Genomic DNA, 22,397 nt, shown 5'->3' on the forward strand with positions numbered 1-22,397 from the left:
AACAACGACTCCTGAGTGACGTCTGCACCACGCATCCCACACCCTCACTATGGCTGAGGTCGATATCGCAAACAGAGGGCTTGAAAGCAAGCTCTGGCGCGGGAGAATTTCAACAAGCTGCTAGGCGAAAAACACCGCACAAAGCAGACCGAGCGTCCTCCGGGGCGAACTGCCCTCAGGCCGCCTGGCCGAGCGCGTCCCGGATCAGCAGTTCGATGCTGTCGAGGTCGGGGATCAGCACCGGCTCGTCCTTGTACAACGCGCGCATGCGCACGCCCAGTGGCGGCGACTTGCCGTCGTCGCTGAGCAGCAGCCCGCTTTCGGGCACCGTGACCAGACGCGGAAAGCCCTGGGTCAGCAGGGCGAAGTAAGGCAGCTTGGGATGGCCGCCGAGGGCCTTGATCACCACCACCTTGGCACCGAACTCGCGCTCCTGTCCGGCCAGCCCGGCCAGGCGCGCGAACGACAGCACCGGCAGCCGCCAGCCCTGCCATGGAATGCGGCCGAGCAGCCAGTCGGGCGCGCCGGGCACGGCCTCGGGCTCGGCATAGGTGATCACCTCGGCCACCGAGGCGTTCGGCAGCAACAGGCGGCCCTCGGTGACTGCGATCAGGACGCCACGGATGTCGGCTTGGGTAGCACTCATCGGATTCTCATGCGGACCAATGCTGCACTGCGCGCATGGCCAGCTCGGCCGGCGCGGCGATGACGAAGCCTTGCTGATGCAGCGCCGAGGCGGCCTTGCCGTCGAAGCAGGTGGCCGGGTCCTGCGCCAGCGCCAGCGCGCCGTTCGCGGCCAGTGCAGCGATGGGCCCGACCACGTCCGGGTCGGCGCCGCTGAGCACCACCACCACCACGTCGCGTCCGAACACGGCCAAGGTCTCGACCAGCGAGACCGGCGTCGCCTCGCCCTCGACGAAGGCCGGCGGGTCGCCGTCGACCGCCTCCAGCGCCACCCGCGAAGGCAGGATCGCCACCTCGCCGACCCTCGCCTGCGCACCGGGCTCGGCCAGGTAGACGGGCAGTCGGCTGGCACGCGCCATCTGCGGCGCGAGACGGTCGTGGTTGCCGGCTTCCAGCTGCTGATGCACCAGCACCGGCACCGGCAGGCGCTCGGGCAGGGCGCCGAGGAACTGGCGTACGCCGTCCGGCCCGCCCACCCCCGACACCAGCAGGATGGCGCCGCGCGCCTCGCCGGCGACCACGGGTCCATCGGTGAGGCCAAAGCCGCTGAGCATGTCCTCGAAACTCAGGGCTGGTGCTGGTGCTGGCGCGGCGGCCGGCGCCGAAGCCGACGCCGTACCGGCGGCTGCCGGCGCAGACGTCCCGTTTCCGGCCGGTCGCGCCTGCGTCATCGATTCGCTCTCATCGTCCAGCGGCACCAGTTCGAGCGCGCCGAACAGCGAGGCGCCGTTGCCTGCGCCCGCTGTGTCGCCCGAGGCAGGCGCCGCCTCAGCCTCGCGGGAGGGCGACGGCTCGTCATCGCCGGCAGCGGAGGGATGGCCGCTCGCCGACTGCGCCTCGTCGGCGCCGGGCATGGCGGAAAAATCGACCCGCTCGCCGCTCGCGCCCAGCTCGAGCGCGCGCTCCAGCGCCTGCAGGTCGGCATCAAGCTCGAACGTGGCGGCATCCGCTTCGGCCGACGGTGCCGGCATCGACGCACGCCAGGTCCCGACGCCGACATCGCGACCGAAGGCGCTGTCGATTTCGTCCAGATCGAGCCCGAGCGCCTCGGCGTCCAGCGTCTCGACTTCGAGCCCGGCATCGTCGGGCATCGATCCGTCGCCGTCGTCGCCCAGCTCGGTCAACAGCGGCCCGGACGGCACATCGGCGGCCATCTCGGCGGTGTCGCGGGTGTAGTCCTCCAGGCGCGCATCGGCCATCAGTTCGGCCGGTGTCGGCGGCGCGCCGGGCTGCGGCAGCGGGTAGCGATCCGGTACGCGCTCGGCTTCGGCCGGCGGTGGCGGCAGCAGGTCGCCGGCGCGCATCACCTTGCTGGCGAGGTGTCGCGCCCAGCGTGCCAGATCCCAGCCGGACAGCCGGCGGGTGACCTCGGCCTCGTCGAACACGACGTTGATCGACGGATCGTCGAGCAACCCGTCCCAGCGATCGAGCTGTTCCTCCATCGCCGAGTCGAGGCTGATCACCAGTACGCCGGGGCGGGTGTCTCCCACCGTCCCGGGATCCAGTTCGACCGGATCGCCTTCGACGACGATATCGGCGCCCAGATCGGCCAGCGCTCGGCGGAGATGATCGCGGGCCTCGCCCGCGCGCCCCAGCAGGGCGATCCGCAGACCCTCAGGCATGACCGCGCACCGGTCCGACCAGATCGAACACGTTGCTCATCAGTTCCGCCTCCTGATAGGGCTTGCCGAGGTAACGGTTGACGCCGATCTCGAAGGCGCGCTGACGATGCTTCTCGCCGCTGCGCGAGGTGATCATGACGATCGGCACGGCACGCAACCGCGCGTCGTTGCGCATATGAGTGGCCAGTTCGTAGCCGTCCATGCGCGGCATCTCGATGTCGAGCAGCATCAGGTCGGGCACGCGCTCGGCCATCTTCTCGATCGCGTCGACGCCGTCCTTCGCGGTGACCACCTCGAAGTTGTGGCGTTCGAGCACGCGGCTGGTGACCTTGCGCATGGTGATGGAGTCATCGACCACCATGACCAGGGGCACGCGGCGCACATCGGCCATCGACACCGGTGCCTCGCCGACCGGCGCCAACGCCTGCCGGCGCACCAGCGGCGCGATGTCGAGGATCACCACCACGCTGCCGTCGCCCATCACGGTGGCGCCGAAGATGCCCGGAATCGAGCTGACCTGCGGGCCGACCGGCTTGACCACGATCTCGCGGCTGCCGATCACCTGATCGATGCAGATCGCGGTGCGCACGTCGCCGGAGCGGGTGAGGAGCAGCGGCATCTGCAGGCTCTCCTGCGCCTTGGCGCTGGCGTGGCCGAGCAGACGGCCGAGGTCGTGGATCGCGTAGTCCTCGCCGGCGTAGCGGTACACCGGGCGCTCCTGCACCAGCTGGGCTTCCAGCTCCTGGCGGGAGATGCGGCCGACGCCCTGCACCGAGGCGATCGGCACCGCATAGCTGGTCTCGCCGATGCGCACGAACACGGCCTGGGTGACCGCCAGCGTGAACGGCAGCCGGATCGTGAAGGTGCTGCCCTGCCCCGGCTTGGAGGCGATCTGCAACGAGCCGCCGAGCTGGCGGATCTCGCTGTGCACCACGTCCATGCCGACGCCGCGACCGGCCAGGCGATTGACCGTCTCGGCAGTGGAGAAACCGGTCTCCAGAATGAAGCCGTACAGCTGCTGCTCGCCGACCTGCGCCTCCGGATCGAGCAGACCGCGCTCGACGGCCTTGCGACGGATCGCCTCCGCATCGAGGCCGCGACCGTCGTCGCTGACGCTGATGACGACTTCAGAGCCCTCGCGCGCGACCGTGACCCTGACCGTCCCCTCCTCCGGCTTGCCGGCGCGCCGGCGCTCATTCGGCGACTCCAGGCCATGGGCGACGGCGTTGCGCAGCATGTGCTCCAGCGGCGCGGTCATGCGCTCGAGCACGTTGCGGTCCATTTCGCCCTGCGCGCCCTCGACACGCAGCTGCACCTGCTTGCCGGTCTCGGCGGCGGCCTGGCGCAGCACGCGGCGCAGGCGCGGCACCAGCGCGTCGAACGGCACCATGCGCGTGCGCATGAGGCCTTCCTGCAGGTCGGAGCTGACCCGCGACTGCTGCAGCAGCAGGGTTTCGTGCTGGCGGGTGAGATCGTCGAGCACGTCCTGCAGGCTGGCCAGGTCGGCGGCCGACTCGGCCAGCGCGCGGGTGAGCTGCTGCAGGGTCGAGAAGCGGTCGAGCTCGAGCGGGTCGAAGCTTTCGTCGGTGTCGTCGTGCTCGCGCTGGTAGCGGGCGATGATCTGCGCCTCGGTCTCGATCTCGAGCTTGCGCAGCTGGTCGCGCAGGCGGCCGGTGGTCTGGTCGAGTTCACCGAGGTTGCTGCGGAAGGCGCCGAGCTGCTGCTCCAGCCGGGCGCGGTAGATCGCCACCTCGCCGGCGTAGTTGACCAGGCGGTCGAGCAGGTCGGCGCGGATGCGCACCAGCTCCTGGGGCGCACGGGTGCCGCCGATGTCGTCCTCGTCCGGCAGCGCATCGGCGTGCAGCGGCGCCGACAGCGGCGGCAAGGGCCTGGCCGCCCCGCCCGGCGTCGACAGCGGCGCGGTCGCGGCCGCCGGCGGACGGGCGTGAACCAGGGCCTCGACCTGTCCGATCAGGGTGGCCGGCAGCGCCACGGCCAGGCGGCGGGCGACTCGCTGGACCATGCCGTGAAGCCGGTCGAAGCCGCGCTCGAGCAGGTTCAAGCCATCCTTGTCCAGCTCGCGGCGATTCTCGGCCACGGCCTCCAGCAGCGACTCCATGGCGTGACCGAGCTCGCCGACCGCCTGGATGCCGGCCATGCGCGCACCGCCCTTGAGCGTGTGCAGGTCGCGCTGCAGGGCGATGACCGGCTCGCGCTCGGACGGGTTCTCGCGCAGCAGGGCGAGCTGGCCGTCGGCATGGTCGAGCAGGTCGGCGGACTCCTCCAGGAAGATGTCGAGCAGATCCGGATCGATGTCGCTCATGTCGAGCGGCGCGTCCGGATCCGGGTCGTCGGCATGCACGGCCAGTGCGACGTCCCCCAATGCACTAGCAGCGCGTGCGGGCTCGACCGCTTCGGCTTCGACCGCCTCGGCTTCGACCGCTTCGGCTTCGACCGGCTCGGTTTCGACCGCCTCGGTTTCGACCGCCTCGGTTTCGACCGCCTCGGTTTCGGCCGGCTCGACTTCGGCCGGCTCGACTTCGGCCGGCTCGACTTCGGCCGGCTCGGCTTCGACCGCCTCGGCTTCGACCGCCTCGGCTTCGGCCGCCTCGGCTTCGACCGCTTCGGCTTCGACCGCCTCGGCTTCGGCCGCCTCGGCTTCGACCGCCTCGGCTTCGACCGCCTCGGCTTCGGCCGCCTCGGCTTCGGCCGCCTCGGCTTCGACCGGCTTGGTTTCGACCGCTTCGACTTCGGCCGGCTCGACTTCGGCCGGCTCGGTTTCGACCGCTGCGGTCTCGACGGTCTCGGCCTCGGCCGGCGCTCCGCCGGAAGCGGTGTTCCCGCGCGCCTCCGCAGCGAACAGCGCCGCCAGCTCGGCCGCCTCTTCCTCCGTGTAGCCGGCGAAGGGGTCCGCCTCCGACATCGGCGGCCGGGCCGGCTCGTCGGCTTCGGGCGGCGAACCGGCAAGCTCTTCGCCGGCGCTCATGGCCTCGATCGCGCGCTCGAGATCCTCGTCGCGCGTGGCGCTGTCGTCCGGGGTTTCCGCGACGGCGGCGGTCGATCCGGCGTGCGTCGCGGACCCGGCGCCGGCTTCCGCGGCGACTCCGGAGGCGGCGTCCGGCTCGGCGGCGACCGGCTCCGTCGCAGCCGTGGCCGGCGGCGACATGTCGTCCGCGGGCAGTTCGGGCAAGGCGGAGGTGTCCGGGGCTTCCAGGTCGACCACGCGCGGCAGCAGCGCTTCGGCCTCTTCGTGCTCCTCCGGCTCCCAGCCGGGCAGCGTCGGGCGTTGCGGCTCGGGCAGGGTGTCGCGCTCGGCGGCCATGCGCGCCGGCAGATCGCCCAGTGCCGGCAGTACCGGCCGGGTGCGCTCCAGGGCCGCGATGACCCGCCGGATCGCGTCCGCCGCCTCGGCCACCAGCGCCACCCCCCGCGGCGAGGGCAGGCTGGAATGCGCGAGCAGCCGCTTGATATAGCTCTCCAGCGGCGCGGTGACTTCGGTGATCAGCGGCACCTCGGTCATGGCGAAGGCGCCGTTGGTCGTATGCACGGCGCGCAACAGCGCGTCGCTGGCCGCGACCGGGCCACTCGCGCATTGGTCCAGCCAGCCCTGGATGGTCTGCAGGTGGCCGGCGACCTCGACCTTCAGTATCTCCAGCAGCACCGGATCGACCGCAGCCACGACCCCGCTGGACTCGTCCTCGGCGGCCGCCTCGGGCGCGGGCTCTGCCGCCGCCGTGGCGGGCGACGCCGGCTCGGCGAGCGGCGGCTCGTCGTCCGCGGCGACCTCGACCGGCGGCACCACCATGCCCTCGGGCAGCACTTCTTCACCGGCGACGAAGCGGTCGGCGGCGTCCTGGATGGCGGCGAGGTCGGCAACGAGCGCCTGCTCGCCACGCAGCGCGGCGTGCAGCTGCGGCAGCGCGCGGTGGGCGGCATCCAGCAGCGCGACCATCGCCGGGCTGGCCTGGCGGGTGCCGTCGAGCACCCGGTTGAGCATGTTCTCGATCTTCCAGCTGAATTCGCCCAGGGTGAGCGCGCCGACCAGGCGGCCGCTGCCCTTGAGGGTGTGGAACACGCGCCGGATCGAGCGCAGCAGCTCCAGGTTCTCCGGCTGGCTGCGCCAGGACGGCAGCAGGCGGTCGAGGTTGGCGATCTCCTCCTGGAACTCCTCCAGGAAGACCTCGCGGATCTCGTCGTCGATGTCCTCGATGGCGCTGTCGAAGCCACCGGTGACCGGTGCCGGCACGGGTGTGGCGGGCGGAGCTTCCGCAGAGGCCGCTCGCGTCGGCGCCGCCTGGCTGGATTCGATGGCGGCCGGAGCGGCTTCGCCGGCGACCTCGGCGGCCTCGGCGACCTCGGTGGCCTGGGCGGCCTCGGCGGGCCGATCGGGGACCGCTGCGGCGTCCGCGTCGGCGGCAGGTGCGGGCGCCTCGCGCAGGGCATCATCCGCGGCGGTCGGCGGCGTGAACGTCGCGACCGGCCCGTCGGTCGTCGTCGCGCTCGTCCCATCGGGTGCGGACGCAGCCGGCGACGGCGCAACCGTCGGCGTGGCGGCGCTGGCGGGTGGCGGCGCCTCGGCCCTGGCGGACGCGGGAAGCGGCCAGTAGCCCAGCGAAGCCAGGCTGTCGCGGGCGATCGTCAGGATGCTGTCGCGGCGGGCGCGGTGGTCGCGCAGCGCCTCCAGGTAGTACTCGATGCTGGTCAGCGCATCGGCCAGCGTGTCGAGCTGTCGCGCGTCGGGGACGCGCCTGTGGTCGAGCAGCTCGATGCGGGTGAAACGCTCGATGCCACGCAGGTAGGCCGGCGCCTCTTCCAGCTCGAGGATGCGCAGCGCGCCGGCCACTTCGTCGAGCAGCCGCGGCACGTCGGCCAGCTGGTTGGCATCCCAGCTGGTTTCGACATAGGCGACGAAGGCCTGGCGGACCAGCGAGAAGTCGGAGATGGCCTCCTTGATGACCGCGTCGAGCAGACGCTGCGCCTCCGCGCCCGGCAACGGCGCGCCGGGACCGACGTGGATGTCGGATTCCGGCTGGCCCAGCCGGGCCACCTGGTCGTCCAGCGAGGCCTCGACGTAGAGCAGGGCGCCGGCGATGTCGAGCAGGGTGGTCTCGTCGGCCGGGCGTGATCCGCCCGCGACTGCGGCGATGGCGTCGCGCTGTTCCTGCACCACCCGGCGCGGCACGCCCAGGCCGAGCATGCCGAGGGTGTCGGCCACGCGATCGAGCACCTCGGTCTGGGCGGAAAGGTCGGTATCGGAGCCGCCGCCGCGCAGGTGCAGGTCGAGCACGTCCTTGACCCGCAGCAAATCTTCCTTGATCGCGGCCGACACCGTGTCGAGCAGCTCGCGGTTGTGGCCGGTCATGCTGCTCTGCGCATGCTCCAGTTCGGACTGGCTGGGCACGTAGCGGTTGAGCTGGAATACCTCGCGCATCTCGCCGATGCGGCCGTGGTCGGTCGGGGCGTGGGCGACGAAGTAGAGCAGCTGGCGGGTCAGTTCCAGCGGCGGGTCGCTGCGGAAGGCCGCCTCGCCGCCGTCGGCAAGCCGCTTGATCTCGCGCTCGACACGGGCCAGCGCCTGTTTCAGCGGCTTGGAGGCTTCGAAGGCGCCCGCCTGCAGCGCCTCGAGCGTGCCGGCCGCAACCCAGAACAGCCGGCGCGCGGATTCGGCGCGAACCACGCCGACCAGTCGGTCGCACACGGCGGCCAGGGCGGAGATGGTGTCCGGGTTCTCGCCGTTCTTCAGCCAGCGCAGCAGCGCAGACTGGAACTGCACGCGCAGCACCTCGGCCTGGTCGCGCAGCACCGCCTCGGGCAGCGGCGCATCCGGGCCGCGCGCACTGGCGGGCAGCTCGGCATCCAGCACGGGCGAGAACAGCACGCTTTCCGGGACGCCCTGTTCGCCGCGTGCGGCGCGCAATTCGTTGAGCAGCGGCAGCAGGACGATCGGGACGTCCTTGTGCCCGCTCTGCAGGCGTTCCAGGTAGTCGGGCAGCTGCACGATGCCGCGCATCAGCACGGTGTAGGCCTCATCGCGGTCGGCCACCGCCCCGGCGGCCAGGGCACGGGCGAGATGCTCCATCTCCTCGGCGACCATCGCGGCGCCGTAGAGCTCGACCATGCGCAAGGTGCCGCTGACCTGATGCAGGAAGCCGGCGCAGGCGCGGATCCAGTTCGGATCGCCCGGCGTCTCGACGTGCGCCTCCAGGGCATGCCTGGCCTGGCGCAACGTCTCGTCCAGCTCGGGCTTGACCCAGCCGAGGGTGATGTGATCGATGTCGTCGTGCAGCCTCATGCCAGGATTCCGTCAGCGCACGGTGCCGTACCAGCGGCGCGATCCCGTGCCATGCCCGCCTCCGAAGGTTCCGGTCAGCCCGGCAGTTTGAAGTCGGCCACCGAGCGGCGCAGATCGGCCGCCAGCTGGGCGAGGTTGCCGATCGACTCGGCGGTCTGACTCGCGCCCTGCGAGGTCTGGGTGGTGATCTCCTGGATGACGTTCATCGTCGCGGTGATGTTGGTCGCCGCGGCGGACTGCTGGCGCGCCGCCTCGGAAATGTTCTGGATGAGCTCGGCGAGGTCGTTCGACACTTTCTCGATCTCGCCGAGCGCCAGGCCCGCGTCCTCCGCCAGACGGGCGCCGGCGACCACCTCGGCGGTGGTCTGCTCCATCGAGCTGACCGCTTCGTTGGTATCGGCCTGGATCGTCTGCACCAGCGTCTCGATGCGCTTGGTGGCGTTGGATGCACGCTCGGCGAGCCGCTGCACTTCGTCGGCCACGACCGCGAAGCCGCGGCCCGCCTCGCCCGCCGAGGCCGCCTGGATGGCGGCGTTCAGCGCGAGGATGTTGGTCTGCTCGGAGATGTCGTTGATGAGTTCGACGATCGAGCCGATCTCCTGCGAGCTCTCGCCGAGCCGCTTGATGCGCTTGGATGTCTCCTGGATCTGGTCGCGGATGTTGTCCATGCCCTGGATCGTCTGCCGCACCACCTCGGCACCCTTGGCGGCGATCTGCACCGAGCGCTGCGCCACGTCGGCCGACTCGGCGGAGTTCTTCGACACCTGGTCGATGCTGACCGCGATCTCGTTGATCTTGGCGGAGGCGGAAGAAATCTCCTGCGCCTGGTGCTCGGCCGCCTCGGCGAGGTGCATCGAGGTCGCCTGCGTCTCCTGTGCCGCCGCGGCGACCTGCACCGCGGTCTGGTTGATCGTCTCGACCAGGCTGCGCAGCGCCTCGACGGTGAAGTTGATCGAGTCCGCGATCGCGCCGGTGATGTCTTCGGTGACGGTCGCCTTGACGGTCAGGTCGCCTTCGGCGAGCGAGCCCATTTCGTCCAGCAGGCGCAGGATCGCCTCCTGGTTGCGCTGGTTCAGCTCCTGGGTGGTCTGGTAGCGGCGACTCTGGTCGCGCCACAGGGTGAACAGCAGGCCGACGATGCCGAGGATGGCCAGGGCGCCCGAGACCAGCCCCACCCACAGGCTCGGGAACACGCGCCGCTCCGGCAGCGCGTTGAAGGCGGTCGCCAGGTTGCGCGCACCGTCCAGCAGCAGGGTCGAGTCCTGGAAGATCTGGCCGGAGGCTTCCTTCACCTCGAACAGATCGGTGGAGGCGCCGAGGATGGCGTCCACGTCCTGCTGCACTTCCTGATAGAGCGCATCGACCTCGGCCAGGGCACGCTGGCCGGCGGGGCTGTCGACCCGGCGGATGCCGAGCTCGTTGTTGCCGTTGCGCAGACCGGCGAGCACCTGGGCGAACACCGCCGCGTCGCGCGAGAAGCGGTCGGCCGCGGACACCGCGCCGGCGCCACCCTGCAGGATCTGCGTGACGTAACGCACCATGCGGTCGGCGAGCACGATCTGGCGCACCGCGATGTAGATCTGCGAGCTGGGCGCACCGGCCTCGGACATGAAGCGCACCACCTCGTCCATGCGCGCCTGCAGCTGCGGCACACGGGTCGAGAAGGCGGCGGCCGTCTCGGCCAGGTCCAGGACCAGCTCCTCGCGCTCGAGGATGCGCTGCGCGTTGTCGTTGATCGGCGTCCAGGTCTGGCTCAGCCGGGCCAGCGGTTCGCCGACCACCGCGTCGTCCCGGTAACCGGGCACGCCCTCGGCCGCATTGCCCTCGCGCAGATCGTTCAGGATGGTGTCGATGCGGGTCCGGGTCGCCTGCAGTTCGGCGAAGGCCTCGAAGCCGCCGGCGACCGCCTCGGCCGCGAACTTGGCGATCTGCTGCGACAGCACCTGGACTTCCGCGATCAGCTCGCGCGCCTTGTTCTCCTCGGCGTTGCGCTGGGTCGAGAGATAGAAGTTCAGGGCGAAGACGATCAGCGCGGCCGTCAGGACCAGCACCCAGAAGTTGATCGCCGCGCTGCGTTCCTTGCCGGCGATTGCGCCCAATGCAGTACTCATGACTCGACCTCTGTCCCCAGTGGAAATACCGGCCGCATCACGCCGCGGCCTGGCGGAATTCCGGCGTACGCGTGAGCAGCTCCATGCTGAACACGCCCCAGGTGTCGTCGCCCTGGCGGTAGGCCCGCTGGACGAAGTTGGCGTAGCGACCGGACGCGATCTCCCCCGGCTCGGCGCGCTGCGCGTCGTTGAAGGTGCGCTGCCCGTACAGCTCGTCGATCAGCACGGCGACGTTGCCACCGGTCTGCCGCACCACCAGCACACGGCGCGATTCGAGCAGCGCGGTGCGCTCGCCTTCGAGAAACTGCTTCAGATCCACCACCGGCAGCAGGTTGCCGCGCACGTTGGCGATGCCCAGCATCCATGGCGCGGCGCCAGGCACCGGCGTGACCGTCGGCAGCGGAACGATCTCGATCACCTCGTCGAAGGGGGCCACCAGCCGGCGGGCGCCGAGCCGGAAGCCGACACCTCGCCAATGCCCCGGCGTGTCGACCTGTTCGGGCCGTCCGGCCCGGTGGGCCAGCGAGCGCCGCTCGTAATCGACCAGTACCGCGAAGGGCGAGCGTTCGTCGGACCTCTCCATTCCAGCCCTCAGGCCTGCCCCAGCAGGGCGCCGATCCGGCCGACCAGATCCTTCTCGCTGGGCGGCTTGACGATGTAGTCCTTGGCGCCCTGGCGCAGCCCCCAGACGCGATCGGTCTCCATGCCCTTGGTGCTGACGATGATGACCGGGATGCCGCTGGTGTCCGGGTCCTTGCTGAGCGCGCGGGTGGCCTGGAAGCCGTTCATGCCCGGCAGGATCACGTCCATCAGCACCAGGTCGGGCTTCTCGCGGCGGGCGATCTCCAGCCCGTCCTCGGCATTGCCCGTCGCGATCACCGCATGCCCGTTCTTCTCGAGCATGGTGGTGAAGACCTTGGTGTCGGTCGGCGAGTCTTCGATGATGAGTATGCGTGCCATGTGGATCCCCCCAGGAAAGTGTGCCCGTGCTCAGGCGGCCGGAACGTAGCTCCGGATGGCCGACAGCAGCTCTTCGCGCGTGAACGGTTTGGTGAGGTACTGCTCGGAACCGACGATGCGGCCGCGCGCCTTGTCGAACAGGCCGTCCTTGGAAGACAACATGATCACCGGAGTGGTCTTGAACTGCTGGTTGTTCTTGATCAGCGCGCAGGTCTGGTAGCCGTCCAGGCGCGGCATCATGATGTCGACGAAGATGATCTGGGGCTGGTGGTCCGCGATCTTGGCGAGCGCCTCGAAGCCGTCGGTGGCGGTGACGACATCGCAGCCCTCCTTCCTGAGAAGGGTTTCCGCCGTGCGGCGGATGGTCCTGGAATCGTCGATGACCATGACCCTGAGGCCGGCAAGGCTGCCGGTCCGATTCGCGTCGTCCATCTGCTTCCCCGTAATCCCGTTGCTCTGTGCCGCGGCGCGGCTGCCGCCCGGGCGCATCGCTGCTTATATCCCAGCCCGCCGAAACCATGTCAAGCGCACATTCGTGCGGAAGATCGTTAGCGTGAACCGGTCCACGAAGCCAAGGACGCGCCTGCTACGATAACCGGCCCCGATTGCGGATGCTCGCGCATGCCCCTGGACGTCGCCGTGGTCATGGACCCGATCGGCTCGATCAAGATCGGCAAGGATTCCACTTTCGCCATGCTGCTGGAAGCGCAGCGGCGCGGCCACCGGCTGCACTACGTCCTTCCCGGCGGCCTGGCGGTCCGGGACGGGCGCCCGTTCGCGCGGATGGCGCCGCTCACCGTCCGCGACGACCCGGCCGGCTGGTACAGCCTGGGCGAGCCGGTACGGCGCCCGCTGAACACGGTTCAGGTAGTGCTGATGCGCACCGATCCGCCGGTGGACGCCAATTACCTCCACGACACCCAGATACTCGGGCTGGCCCAGGCCGAAGGCGTGCTGATCGTCAACGATCCGCAGGGCCTGCGCGACCTCAACGAGAAGCTGGCCGCCCTGCTGTTCCCGCAATGCTGCCCGCCCACCCTGGTCAGCCGCAGCGCGGCGGAGCTGCGCGCCTTCATCGCCGAGCACGGCGACACCGTGCTCAAGACGCTCGACGGCATGGGCGGCCGCTCGATCTTCCGCGCCCGCGCCGGCGACCCGAACATCAACGTGATCCTGGAGACCCTCACCCAGGGCGATCGCCACCTGGCGATGGCGCAGCGCTTCATCCCCGAGATCGCCGCCGGCGACAAGCGCATCCTGCTGATCGATGGCGTGCCGGTGGACTATTGCCTGGCGAGGGTACCGCAGGGCGACGAGTTCCGCGGCAACCTGGCCGCCGGCGGCCGCGGCGAGGGGCGCCCGCTGAGCGAGCGCGACCGCTGGATCGCCGCCCAGGTCGGCCCGGAAATGAAACGCCGCGGGATGCTCTTCGTCGGACTGGACGTGATCGGCGACTGGCTGACCGAAGTCAATGTCACCAGCCCGACCTGCATCCGCGAGCTGGACAGGCAGTTCGGCCTGAACATCGCCGGGAGTCTGTTCGATGCCATCGAGGCGCGCCTCGGCAGCCGGGACTGACGTGGCGTCCACGCCGCGCATCACCCCGGACGACCGTTTCGGCGCCACCCTGGCGCTGGCGCTGATCGTCCACGGCATCGTCATCCTCGGCATCGGCTTCAGCGTCGACGACCCGGCGCCGGTGACCCCGACGCTGGACGTGATCCTGGTCCAGACCCACAGCGAAACCCCGCCCGAGCAGGCCGACTTCCTGGCCCAGGCCAGCCAGCAGGGCGGCGGCGAGGCCGAACGCACCGAACGCCCACGCGAGCCGCAGCCGGCGCAGGTGCCCAAACCCGAGCCAGGCATCGCCCCGCGGCCGCTCGACGCCCAGACGCCGCCGCCGCAGCCGGCCGCCCAGGCGCGAGTGCTGACCGGCGCCGACCGCGAGCACCCGGTCCGGTCGCCCGAGGACACGCCGCCCGACGCGCCCCTGCCGTTGCCCACCGGCCGCGAGCTGATCCAGCAGAGCCTGGAAATGGCCCGCCTGAGCGCCGAGATCGAGCGCCAGGCCCAGCTGATAGCCAAGCGCCCCAGACGCAAGTTCGTCTCCGCCAGCACCCGCGAGTACGAATACGCCGCCTACCTGCGTGCCTGGGTGGCGCGGGTCGAGCGGGTCGGCAACCTGAACTACCCGGAGGAGGCGCGCCGTCGCCAGCTCAGCGGGCGGCTGGTGATGACCGTGGCGGTGCGTCGCGACGGCACGGTCGAGGACATCACCATCGTCCAGCCCAGCGGTCACAGCGTGCTCGACCAGGCCGCGATCCGCATCGTCCGCCTCGCCGAGCCCTTCCCCGCCCTGCCGCAGACGCAGGAAAACATCGATGTGCTGCACATCACGCGGACATGGCAGTTCCTGCAGGGCGGCACGCTGAGCGGGGAGTGAGAGAGGCCGGGAACCGGGAAGAGCCTCGCGGAGCGGGTCGCGCATGGCAAAGCCGCCCGCCCGGGCGTGATGGCTAGCGCCCCAGCAGCTCCAGCATCACCGCCATCCGCACCGCCACGCCGTTGGCCACCTGGCGCAGGATCGCCGAGCGCGGGCCATCGGCCAGCGCGGCCTCGATCTCGACACCCCGGTTCATCGGCCCCGGATGCATCACGATCGCGTCGGGCTTCGCCCGTGCCAGCCGTGCGCCGGTCAGGCCGTAGTCGCGGTAGTACGCCTCCAGCGACGGCACCAGCCCGTCCTCCATGCGCTCGCGCTGCAGGCGCAGGGTCATCGCCACGTCGACGCCGTCCAGCGCCGCGTCGAGGTCGTCGGTGACCGTGCAGCCTCGCAGGGTGTCGTCCTGCGGCAGCAGGTTGGCCGGCCCGCAGACGCGGATCTCGCCGCAGCCGAGCGCACGCAGGGCATGCAGGTCGGAGCGGGCGACACGCGAATGCCTGACGTCGCCGACGATGGCGACCTTCAGCCGGGAGAAGTCCGTCCCCTTGTGCTGGCGGATGGTCAGCATGTCCAGCAGCCCCTGCGTGGGATGGGCGCTGCGGCCATCGCCACCGTTGATCAGCACCGTCTGCCCGGCCGCTCCGGCCGCCAGGGCCGCCACCGCGCCGTCCTCGTGATGGCGCACCACGAAGCAATGCACGCCCATGGCCTCGATGGTGCGCAGGGTATCGAGCGCGGTCTCGCCCTTCCTGGTCGACGAGGTGCTGGCGTCGAAGTTCAGCACGTCCATGCCCAGCCGCTGCGCGGCCAGCTGGAAACTGCTGCGGGTGCGGGTCGAAGCCTCGAAAAACAGCGTGCAGAACGCCTGGCCGGCCAGCGCCGCGCGCATCCCGCTGCCACCGTGCGCGTGCGGGACGAGCGCCTCGGCGCGCTCCAGCAGGCGGACCAGCACCGGCGCCGGCAGGCCATCGAGTGTGAGCAGGTGGCGCAGGCGGCCGTCGGAGGCAAGCTGGAGATCGCTCATCGGGGAGAGGCGTCGGGATCGGTGGAGGATGGGATGGGGTCGGTCGGTGCCGCCAGCCAGCGCTCGACGATCACGGCGGCGGCGAGGGCATCGAGCCGGTCGGCATCGCCACGCCGGCGGGTGCCGGCGGCGCGTCCGGCGGCGAAGCGGCGCGCCGCCTCGACCGAACTGGAGCGCTCGTCGACCAGGTGCACGGGCAGGGCGAAACGCTGCCGCAGGCTGTCGGCGAAGCGGCGGGCACGCCGGCGCGCCGGCTGGTCGCCGCCGTCGAGCGTCCGCGGGTCGCCGACCAGCAGCGCATCCGGGCGCCATTCGGCCAGCAGGCGCTGTACCGCCGGCCAGTCCGGCTGGCCGCCGCGCACGTCCAGCACGCTCAGGTCGCGGGCGGTCCCGGACAGGGCGTTGCCGACCGCCACACCGATGCGCTTCGCGCCGACGTCGAAGCCGAGCACGCAGCCGATCGCCATCTCAGGCGCGTCCGGAATAGTCGGCGAGCCGGCCCAGGTCGACGCCGAGCCGCTCGGCCGCAGCCTGCCAGCGCCGCTCCAGCGGCAACGAGAACAGGATGTCGCGGTCGGCCGGAACGGTCAGCCAGACGTTCTCGGCCAGTTCTGCTTCGAGCTGCCCGGCGGTCCAGCCGGCGTAGCCGAGCGCGACCAGCGCGTGTTCCGGCCCTTCGCCGCGCGCCATGGCTTCGAGGATGTCGCGCGAGGTGGTCACTGCCAGGCGGTCGTTGATCCGCAGGGTCGAAACCCAGTCGCGGCCGTCGTCATGCAGCACGAAGCCGCGCTCGGGCTGTACCGGGCCGCCGATCAGCACCGGTTGCGCGGCCAGCGCGGCGTCGTCCGTTTCGATCTTCATCTGCCGCAGCACGTCGCCCAGGCAGTAGTCGGACACCCGGTTCACCAGCAGCCCCATCGCCCCCGCCTCGTCATGCTGGCAGAGCAGGGTGAGCCCCCTGGCGAAATTCGGATCGTCCATCGCCGGCACGGCAATGAGGAAGTGATCGGCCAGGAAGCGGGGAGCGTGCATGCGCCCATTGTAGCCGCTCGTCCGGCGCACCGGCCTGCCGGCGGTGCCCGCCGGCAGGGGCCGGATACCGCCGGCCACGGCCGGTCAAACGCCGGCCGCCACGACACCGGCGCGATCCTGCGACTGACCGGGTCGCGCGGCTCCTCCGCCGCCTGGCTCGACGCCCGCCATCCGCGCGGCGGGGCCGCCATGGCTGCGCTGGTGCCGTGCGCCGGACGCCGGCGCCACACGAAACGAAGGCCGGGCGAACCCGGCCTTCGCGCCCCGCCCCGGATGGGAGCGATCAGCGGTTCTCGACCAGCTCCACGCCATCCAGGCCCTGCGACAGCGTGTGTGCGTCGCCGCCCTGGCTGAGCTTGATCTTCAGCCGCACCTCGTTGCTGGAGTCGGCGTAGCGCAGCGCGTCCTCGTAACTGATCTCGCCGGCCATGTAGAGCTCGACCAGGCTCTGGTCGAAGGTCTTCATGCCCAGGTTGGTGGACTCCTTCATCACGTCCTTGAGCTTGTGGATCTCGCCCTCGCGGATGTAGTCGGAGACCAGCGGCGTGCCGAGCAGGATCTCGACTGCCACCCGCCGCCCCTTGCCGTCCGGGGTCGGCACCAGCTGCTGGGCGACCACGCCCTTGAGGTTCAGCGACAGGTCCATCAGCAGCTGGCTGCGCCGGTCCTCGGGGAAGAAGTTGATGATGCGGTCCATCGCCTGGTTGGCGTTGTTGGCGTGCAGGGTGCACAACACCAGGTGGCCGGTTTCGGCGAAGGCGATGGCATGATCCATGCCCTCGCGGGTGCGCACCTCGCCGATCATGATCACGTCCGGCGCCTGGCGCAGCGTGTTCTTCAGCGCGCTCTCCCAGCTGTCGGTGTCGATGCCGACCTCGCGCTGGGTGATGATGCAGCCCTCGTGCTTGTGCACGAATTCGATCGGGTCCTCGATGGTGATGATGTGGCCGGTCGAGTTCTGGTTGCGGTAGCCGATCATCGCCGCCAGTGAGGTCGTCTTGCCGGTGCCGGTGGCGCCGACGAAGATGATGATGCCGCGCTTGGTCATCGCCAGCGTCTTGATGATCGGCGGCAGATTCAGCTCCTCGATGGTCGGGATGCGCGTCTCGATGCGGCGCAGCACCATGCCGACCTGATTGCGCTGGTAGAAGCACGACACGCGGAAGCGGCCGACGCCGGACACGCCGATGGCGAAGTTGCACTCGTGCGTCTTCTCGAACTCCTCGCGCTGCGCCGGCGTCATCACGTTGAGCACCAGATCGCGGCTCTGCTGCGGCGTGAGCGGATTCTGGGTGATCGGTGCGATCTTGCCGTTGACCTTTATCGACGGTGGCACGCCGGCGGTGATGAACAGGTCCGAGGCCTTCTTGTGGGCCATCAGCTTGAGGTAGCTGGTGAAGTCGATGCTGCTCATGGCTTGACTCCGGTGAGCGGTGAGCGGTGAGTGATGAGCGGTCGAAAATGGGGAGCTCCAGCCGCTCACCGCTGACTGCTCACCGCTGACCCGTCAGTCGAACAACCGCTTGTCCTTCGCGTATTCGCGGGCGCTGACGCGGGTGATCAGGCCGCGCTTGACCAGATCCTGCAGGCACTGGTCGAGCGTCTGCATGCCGTACTGCTGGCCGGTCTGGATGGCGCTGTACATCTGCGCAACCTTGTCCTCGCGGATCAGGTTGCGCACTGCCGGGATGCCGACCATGATCTCGTGCGCGGCGATGCGGCCGCCGCCGACCTTCTTCAGCAGCGACTGCGAGATCACCGCGCGCAGGCTTTCGGACAGCATCGAGCGGACCATCGGCTTCTCGCCGGCCGGGAACACGTCGATGATGCGGTCGATCGTCTTGGCCGCCGAGCTGGTGTGCAGGGTGGCGAACACCAGGTGACCGGTCTCGGCCGCGGTCAGCGCCAGCCGGATGGTCTCGATGTCGCGCATCTCGCCGACCAGGATGTAGTCGGGATCCTCGCGCAACGCCGAACGCAGCGCCTCGTTGAAGCCGTGGGTGTCGCGGTGCACCTCGCGCTGGTTGATCAGGCACTTCTGCGAGGTGTGGACGAACTCGATCGGGTCCTCGATGGTGAGGATGTGCCCGTACTGGTTCTTGTTGATGTGGTCGACCATCGCCGCCAGCGTGGTCGACTTGCCCGAACCGGTCGGTCCGGTGACCAGGATCAGCCCCTGCGGCTGGTCGATCAGTTCACGGAAGACCTTGGGCGCGCCCAGATCGTCCAGGGTCAGCACCTCGGACGGGATGGTGCGGAACACGGCGCCGGCGCCGCGGTTCTGGTTGAAGGCGTTGACGCGGAAGCGCGCCAGGCCGGGGATCTCGAAGGAGAAGTCGACTTCGAGGAATTCCTCGTAATCGCGGCGCTGCTTGTCCGACATGATGTCGTAGACCAGCGCGTGCACCTGCTTGTGGTCGAGCGCGGGGATGTTGATGCGGCGCACGTCGCCGTCGACGCGGATCATCGGCGGCAGGCCGGCCGACAGGTGCAGGTCGGAGGCCTTGTTCTTGACCGAGAAGGCAAGCAGTTCCGCGATGTCCATGCGCGTTCCCCTTGGCGCTGCGACTACAATCCGGGATGTAGCGTTCCCGGGCAGTATAGCCCTAATGCACAGCCGTCAAAGCCCGACATGGACGTGACATGGACGCCTTGAGACAGGCCTTTCGCGACATCGTTCATAGGATAGCCAACGCGAGCCGGGCAGCCGGTCGGCCACAGCCCGCCGGCCTGCTTGCGGTTTCCAAGGCCCAGCCGGCCGGACGGATCCGCGCCCTGGCCGCCTGCGGGCAGCGCGCCTTCGGCGAGAACTACGTCCAGGAGGCGCTGGCCAAGCAGGATGCGCTGGCCGACCTGACCCTGGAATGGCATCTGATCGGCCACCTGCAGTCGAACAAGGCGCGCGAGGCGGCGACCCGCTTCGACTGGGTGCAGACGCTGGACCGGACCAAGCTGGTCGCCGCGCTCGACCGCCACCGTCCGCCCGACCGGCCGCCGCTGAACGTGCTGATCCAGGTCAACATCGACGACGAGGCCAGCAAGTCCGGCTGCCGTCCCGAGGACGTGCTGCCGCTGGCCGAGGCCATCGCCGCCGCGCCGCGGCTGCGCCTGCGCGGACTGATGGCGATCCCCGCGCCGCACCCGGACGCCGGCGCCCGGCGCGCCAGTTTCCGTAAGGTCAAGGCGCTGTACGACCGGCTGGCCACGCGCCATCCGCACATCGACACGCTGTCGATGGGCATGAGCGAGGACTTCGAGCTGGCCATCGCCGAGGGCGCGACGCTGGTGCGGGTGGGGTCGGCCCTGTTCGGGCCGCGGCAACCCCGGGAACCGGAAATCGGCAATCGGAATCCGTAGATGCAGGCGTCCGCCTGCTTGTCCCCTTGGCGAGTGCGACTATGCTTGCCGTCACCTCCCCCGCTCCATCGCTCACCATGCCGGCTCCCGACTCCCGACTCCCGATTCCCGCAAGGATCACCTTCATCGGCGGCGGCAACATGGCCCGCGCACTGATCGGCGGGCTGATCGCGCGCGGCATCCCGGCCGACCGGATCGCGGTGTCCGACCCCAGCGGCGAGGCGCGCGCCGCGCTGGCGCGCGATTTCGGCGTCCCTGTGCATGCGGACAATCTCGCCGCCGCCACGGCGGCGGACGTGTGGCTGCTGGCGGTCAAGCCGCAGGCGATGCGTGCGGTCTGCGAGAGCCTGGCGCCGGCCGCGCAAACGCATGCGCCGCTGATCGTCTCGATCGCCGCCGGCATCGCCACCGCCCAGCTCGACCGCTGGCTGGGCGGAGGGCAGGCGATCGTGCGCTGCATGCCCAACACGCCCGCCCTGCTCGGCGCCGGCGTCACCGGCCTGCATGCCAACGAGCGCGTCGACGCGACGCGACGCGCGCTGACCGAGTCGCTGCTCGGCGCGGTCGGCGCCACCGTGTGGATCCCCGACGAGACGCGGATGGACGCCGTCACCGCCGTTTCCGGCAGCGGCCCGGCCTATGTCTTCCTGCTCGCCGAAGCGATGCAGGCGGCCGGCGTCGCGCAGGGCCTGGCCCCGGACGCGGCACGCACGCTGACGCTGCAGACCGTTCTCGGCGCGGCCAGGATGCTGGTCGAATCGGGCGAGCCGGCCGAGGTCCTGCGCCAGCGCGTCACCTCACCCGGCGGGACCACCCAGGCGGCGCTGGAAACCCTCGAGGCCGGTGGCTTCCGTACGCTGGTCGGCGCGGCCATCGCCGCCGCCACCCGCCGCGGCAGGGAATTGTCAGCCGCCCACGACTGAACAGCCGCGCCATGACGGCCCACCGCCGCCGGCGCGCCGCCGCACCCAGACCTGGAGTTTTCCACCATGCCCCAGCTACGTCGCTTCCTCGCCCTCGCCCTGCTCGCCTTCGCCACCCCGCTGGCGGCCGGGCAGCTGACTTCCGGTGACCTCACCCTGCACTACAGTGCACTGCCGACGACCAGCCTGACCGCCGAGGTCGCCCGCCAGTACGGCATCACCCGCTCCGGCAACCGCGTCCTGCTCAACATCGCGCTGCGCCGCGCGGTCGCCGACGCGGATGTCGCGGTCGCCGCCGACGTCCGCGCCTCGGCCACCAACAGCGCCGGCCAGCGCCAGGAGATCCGCCTGCGCGAGGTGCGCGAGGGCGACGCGATCTATTACCTCGGCGAAGCTCGCGTGAACGATGGGGAGACCCTGGGCTTCGAGATCGAGGCGCGGGTCGACGACCGCCCGCTGCAGGTGCGCTTCCAGCAGCAGTTCTTCGCGCCGCGCTGAGCCGCGGCGCCGCTCGCCGCCCGGGTCAGTCCGTGCGCAGCAGCGCGCGGCAGGATTCGTCGTCGGCGCCGTCGCGGCCGGCCAGTTCGCCCAGGGTCGTCGCCAGCGCCTCGGCCCAGGGCGAATCGTCCGGCAGTGCGGCCGCCACCGGCCGCAACACCCGCTCGCCGGCACGCGGGCAGCCCAGCTCGCCGAGCACGCTGGCGAGGTTGTTGGCCAGCACCGCATCCCCCGGCGCCCGCACCAGCCCCTCGGCATAACGCCGCGCCGCTTCGTGCCGCTCGCCGTCGGCATAGGCGAGATTGCCCAAGCCCAGCCATGGCCGTGGATCCTGTGGCCAGGCCCGCAGTGCCGCTCGCCAGGCCAGTTCGGCCGCCGCAGCGCCGGCCACCGGTTCGAAGGCCGCCACCGTCTCCGCATAGCGGCGCGGGTCGGCCCGCGCCGGCAGCTCGCCCGGCGTCAGCGCGACCAGCGCCCAGCGCTCCGCCCAGTCCCAGGTACGCAGGAAGCTGCGGGCCGGCATGCGCATGCCCTCGCGGGTCCCGCTGTTGAGCACGACGCGGCCGCGCGCCGGGTCGTGCCCGACCACCACGGCGTAGTGCCAGACCGGAAATCCCGGCGTGCGCAGGTTCTGCAGCACCAATACCGGCCGACCGGCGCGAAGTTCGGCGAACAGCGCCTCCGGAGCAGGGTCGATCAGATAGGGGAGGCGGCCGGCGCGCCGTGTGGCCGCCACCAGCTCCAGCTGCAGGCTGCCGCGACGGCCCGGCAGATAGACCTGCGGCGACAGCGCCTCCGGCGTGGCCTCGACGCCGGCGGCGCCGAGCACGCCGGCGAGGGCGGCCGGGCCGCACTGGAACGCGGTCTGCGGAAAGAAGGGAACGCCCGCGAGCCGGGTCGGCTCCGGCGCCAGCGCTTGCAGATCGATGCGCGGCCCGAGCGCACAGCCGCCGGCCAGCGAGACCAGCAGCACGCCAGCCAGCCGCCGGAGCCACGGCCGCGCGCCGGCGGCCGTGGACGCTGCCGCTGCCATCGGCTCAGCGGCGGAAGATCTTCACCACGCCGGTCAGGTCCAGCACGATGAACACGACCAGGATCACCCCGAGCACCGCCAGCACGCCGCCGGCCGGAAGCTCCTGCAGCTGACCGTGCAGCTGCGCCAGCTCGGCATCGCTGAGCGAGGCCACGCGCAGGCGTGCCTGGGCGGGGTCGACACCGAGCTCGACCATCGCCGCCTCGACGTCGGCGCGCGCCAGCATGGTTTGGACCTCGGCGATGCGGGCTTGGCGGGCCTCGGCGGCGAGGGCCTGCTGGGTGCCGATGACGGCCGCCGACACTTGCGCGGTGGTGCCGACCAGGACCAGGGCGACGACCAGAACCGAAGACACGAGCTTGCGAATCATGGGACTCCCTCCTCCGCGGTGACTGCCGGGTTTATGCCACAACCGGAC

General features: G+C 70.7%; 19 protein-coding genes. 5 read left to right on the forward strand and 14 right to left on the reverse strand.

What is annotated here, in order from left to right; all coding sequences use genetic code 11:
• Positions 1 to 175: 175 nt before the first annotated feature.
• The 7 genes from HNQ58_RS08970 to pilG all read right to left on the reverse strand — a co-directional run bounded on the left by HNQ58_RS08970 (position 176) and on the right by pilG (position 12,101).
• Entirely contained in the window at positions 176 to 646 is a 471-nt protein-coding gene (locus HNQ58_RS08970; protein ID WP_183948577.1) for a chemotaxis protein CheW, read from the reverse strand.
• Positions 647 to 653: 7 nt separating this feature from the next.
• Positions 654 to 2,306: a chemotaxis protein CheB gene (locus tag HNQ58_RS08975; RefSeq protein ID WP_183948578.1), complete on the reverse strand. Its 1,653-nt coding sequence runs from the start codon at positions 2,304 to 2,306 to the stop codon at positions 654 to 656.
• Positions 2,299 to 8,598 (reverse strand): FimL-related protein, encoded by a 6,300-nt coding sequence (locus HNQ58_RS08980; RefSeq protein WP_183948579.1) that lies wholly within the window; start codon positions 8,596 to 8,598, stop codon positions 2,299 to 2,301. The genes HNQ58_RS08975 and HNQ58_RS08980 overlap by 8 nt, the downstream gene beginning before the upstream one ends.
• A gap of 74 nt (positions 8,599 to 8,672) precedes the next feature.
• Positions 8,673 to 10,709, reverse strand: a complete 2,037-nt coding sequence (locus HNQ58_RS08985) for a methyl-accepting chemotaxis protein (protein ID WP_183948580.1) — start codon at positions 10,707 to 10,709, stop codon at positions 8,673 to 8,675.
• A 37-nt stretch (positions 10,710 to 10,746) separates the two neighbouring features.
• Positions 10,747 to 11,292: a chemotaxis protein CheW gene (locus HNQ58_RS08990; protein WP_183948581.1), complete on the reverse strand. Its 546-nt coding sequence runs from the start codon at positions 11,290 to 11,292 to the stop codon at positions 10,747 to 10,749.
• 8 nt (positions 11,293 to 11,300) lie between these two features.
• Positions 11,301 to 11,669: a response regulator gene (locus tag HNQ58_RS08995; protein ID WP_183948582.1), complete on the reverse strand. Its 369-nt coding sequence runs from the start codon at positions 11,667 to 11,669 to the stop codon at positions 11,301 to 11,303.
• Positions 11,670 to 11,699: 30 nt separating this feature from the next.
• Positions 11,700 to 12,101: a twitching motility response regulator PilG gene (gene pilG / locus HNQ58_RS09000; protein ID WP_183948651.1), complete on the reverse strand. Its 402-nt coding sequence runs from the start codon at positions 12,099 to 12,101 to the stop codon at positions 11,700 to 11,702.
• A gap of 189 nt (positions 12,102 to 12,290) precedes the next feature.
• Here pilG and gshB point away from each other — a divergent pair, with 189 nt between their 5' ends.
• Entirely contained in the window at positions 12,291 to 13,247 is a 957-nt protein-coding gene (gene gshB, locus HNQ58_RS09005; RefSeq protein WP_183948583.1) for a glutathione synthase, read from the forward strand.
• 1 nt (position 13,248) lies between these two features.
• A complete protein-coding gene (locus tag HNQ58_RS09010) occupies positions 13,249 to 14,112 on the forward strand; it encodes an energy transducer TonB (protein ID WP_343057254.1) in 864 nt (287 codons plus the stop codon).
• 73 nt (positions 14,113 to 14,185) lie between these two features.
• On the opposite strand, the gene HNQ58_RS09015 is transcribed toward HNQ58_RS09010, so the two are convergent.
• The 5 genes from HNQ58_RS09015 to HNQ58_RS09035 form a co-directional block, all read right to left on the reverse strand.
• The gene (locus tag HNQ58_RS09015; protein ID WP_183948585.1) at positions 14,186 to 15,136 is read right to left on the reverse strand and encodes an aspartate carbamoyltransferase catalytic subunit; all 951 of its coding nucleotides are present in this window, start codon (positions 15,134 to 15,136) and stop codon (positions 14,186 to 14,188) included.
• Positions 15,133 to 15,621 carry a Holliday junction resolvase RuvX gene (ruvX, locus tag HNQ58_RS09020; protein WP_183948652.1) on the reverse strand — a complete coding sequence of 163 codons (489 nt, stop codon included), beginning with the start codon at positions 15,619 to 15,621 and terminating at the stop codon, positions 15,133 to 15,135. Before ruvX ends, HNQ58_RS09015 begins: the two co-directional genes overlap by 4 nt.
• A complete protein-coding gene (locus tag HNQ58_RS09025; protein WP_183948586.1) occupies positions 15,605 to 16,168 on the reverse strand; it encodes a YqgE/AlgH family protein in 564 nt (187 codons plus the stop codon). The genes ruvX and HNQ58_RS09025 overlap by 17 nt, the downstream gene beginning before the upstream one ends.
• Positions 16,169 to 16,451: 283 nt before the next feature.
• Positions 16,452 to 17,582: a PilT/PilU family type 4a pilus ATPase gene (locus HNQ58_RS09030; RefSeq protein ID WP_183948587.1), complete on the reverse strand. Its 1,131-nt coding sequence runs from the start codon at positions 17,580 to 17,582 to the stop codon at positions 16,452 to 16,454.
• 93 nt (positions 17,583 to 17,675) lie between these two features.
• Entirely contained in the window at positions 17,676 to 18,713 is a 1,038-nt protein-coding gene (locus HNQ58_RS09035) for a type IV pilus twitching motility protein PilT (RefSeq protein ID WP_183948588.1), read from the reverse strand.
• Between the two features lie 98 nt (positions 18,714 to 18,811).
• Here HNQ58_RS09035 and HNQ58_RS09040 point away from each other — a divergent pair, with 98 nt between their 5' ends.
• The 3 genes from HNQ58_RS09040 (at position 18,812) to HNQ58_RS09050 (ending at position 20,946) form a co-directional block, all read left to right on the forward strand.
• The gene (locus tag HNQ58_RS09040) at positions 18,812 to 19,525 is read left to right on the forward strand and encodes a YggS family pyridoxal phosphate-dependent enzyme (RefSeq protein WP_183948589.1); all 714 of its coding nucleotides are present in this window, start codon (positions 18,812 to 18,814) and stop codon (positions 19,523 to 19,525) included.
• A gap of 77 nt (positions 19,526 to 19,602) precedes the next feature.
• A complete protein-coding gene (gene proC, locus HNQ58_RS09045; RefSeq protein WP_183948590.1) occupies positions 19,603 to 20,448 on the forward strand; it encodes a pyrroline-5-carboxylate reductase in 846 nt (281 codons plus the stop codon).
• Positions 20,449 to 20,514: 66 nt separating this feature from the next.
• A complete protein-coding gene (locus HNQ58_RS09050; protein ID WP_183948591.1) occupies positions 20,515 to 20,946 on the forward strand; it encodes a DUF4426 domain-containing protein in 432 nt (143 codons plus the stop codon).
• Between the two features lie 25 nt (positions 20,947 to 20,971).
• Here the strand turns inward: HNQ58_RS09050 and HNQ58_RS09055 are convergent, their stop codons facing one another.
• Together HNQ58_RS09055 and HNQ58_RS09060 are read right to left on the reverse strand one after the other, a co-directional pair.
• A complete protein-coding gene (locus tag HNQ58_RS09055; RefSeq protein WP_183948592.1) occupies positions 20,972 to 21,979 on the reverse strand; it encodes a PA2778 family cysteine peptidase in 1,008 nt (335 codons plus the stop codon).
• 4 nt (positions 21,980 to 21,983) lie between these two features.
• Positions 21,984 to 22,349: a PA2779 family protein gene (locus tag HNQ58_RS09060; protein WP_183948593.1), complete on the reverse strand. Its 366-nt coding sequence runs from the start codon at positions 22,347 to 22,349 to the stop codon at positions 21,984 to 21,986.
• Positions 22,350 to 22,397: the final 48 nt, after the last annotated feature.

The sequence above is a fragment of the Rehaibacterium terrae genome, assembly GCF_014202935.1.
GTDB classification, from domain to species: domain Bacteria; phylum Pseudomonadota; class Gammaproteobacteria; order Xanthomonadales; family Xanthomonadaceae; genus Rehaibacterium; species Rehaibacterium terrae.

Coding starts and splice junctions, on each gene's coding strand:
- HNQ58_RS08970 (WP_183948577.1), bottom strand. CDS start 646: ATGAGTGCTACCCAAGCCGACATCCGTGGCGTCCTGATCGCAGTCACC.
- HNQ58_RS08975 (WP_183948578.1), bottom strand. CDS start 2,306: ATGCCTGAGGGTCTGCGGATCGCCCTGCTGGGGCGCGCGGGCGAGGCC.
- HNQ58_RS08980 (WP_183948579.1), bottom strand. CDS start 8,598: ATGAGGCTGCACGACGACATCGATCACATCACCCTCGGCTGGGTCAAG.
- HNQ58_RS08985 (WP_183948580.1), bottom strand. CDS start 10,709: ATGAGTACTGCATTGGGCGCAATCGCCGGCAAGGAACGCAGCGCGGCG.
- HNQ58_RS08990 (WP_183948581.1), bottom strand. CDS start 11,292: ATGGAGAGGTCCGACGAACGCTCGCCCTTCGCGGTACTGGTCGATTAC.
- HNQ58_RS08995 (WP_183948582.1), bottom strand. CDS start 11,669: ATGGCACGCATACTCATCATCGAAGACTCGCCGACCGACACCAAGGTC.
- pilG (WP_183948651.1), bottom strand. CDS start 12,101: ATGGACGACGCGAATCGGACCGGCAGCCTTGCCGGCCTCAGGGTCATG.
- gshB (WP_183948583.1), top strand. CDS start 12,291: ATGCCCCTGGACGTCGCCGTGGTCATGGACCCGATCGGCTCGATCAAG.
- HNQ58_RS09015 (WP_183948585.1), bottom strand. CDS start 15,136: ATGAGCGATCTCCAGCTTGCCTCCGACGGCCGCCTGCGCCACCTGCTC.
- HNQ58_RS09025 (WP_183948586.1), bottom strand. CDS start 16,168: ATGCACGCTCCCCGCTTCCTGGCCGATCACTTCCTCATTGCCGTGCCG.
- HNQ58_RS09030 (WP_183948587.1), bottom strand. CDS start 17,582: ATGAGCAGCATCGACTTCACCAGCTACCTCAAGCTGATGGCCCACAAG.
- HNQ58_RS09035 (WP_183948588.1), bottom strand. CDS start 18,713: ATGGACATCGCGGAACTGCTTGCCTTCTCGGTCAAGAACAAGGCCTCC.
- HNQ58_RS09040 (WP_183948589.1), top strand. CDS start 18,812: ATGGACGCCTTGAGACAGGCCTTTCGCGACATCGTTCATAGGATAGCC.
- proC (WP_183948590.1), top strand. CDS start 19,603: ATGCCGGCTCCCGACTCCCGACTCCCGATTCCCGCAAGGATCACCTTC.
- HNQ58_RS09050 (WP_183948591.1), top strand. CDS start 20,515: ATGCCCCAGCTACGTCGCTTCCTCGCCCTCGCCCTGCTCGCCTTCGCC.
- HNQ58_RS09055 (WP_183948592.1), bottom strand. CDS start 21,979: ATGGCAGCGGCAGCGTCCACGGCCGCCGGCGCGCGGCCGTGGCTCCGG.
- HNQ58_RS09060 (WP_183948593.1), bottom strand. CDS start 22,349: ATGATTCGCAAGCTCGTGTCTTCGGTTCTGGTCGTCGCCCTGGTCCTG.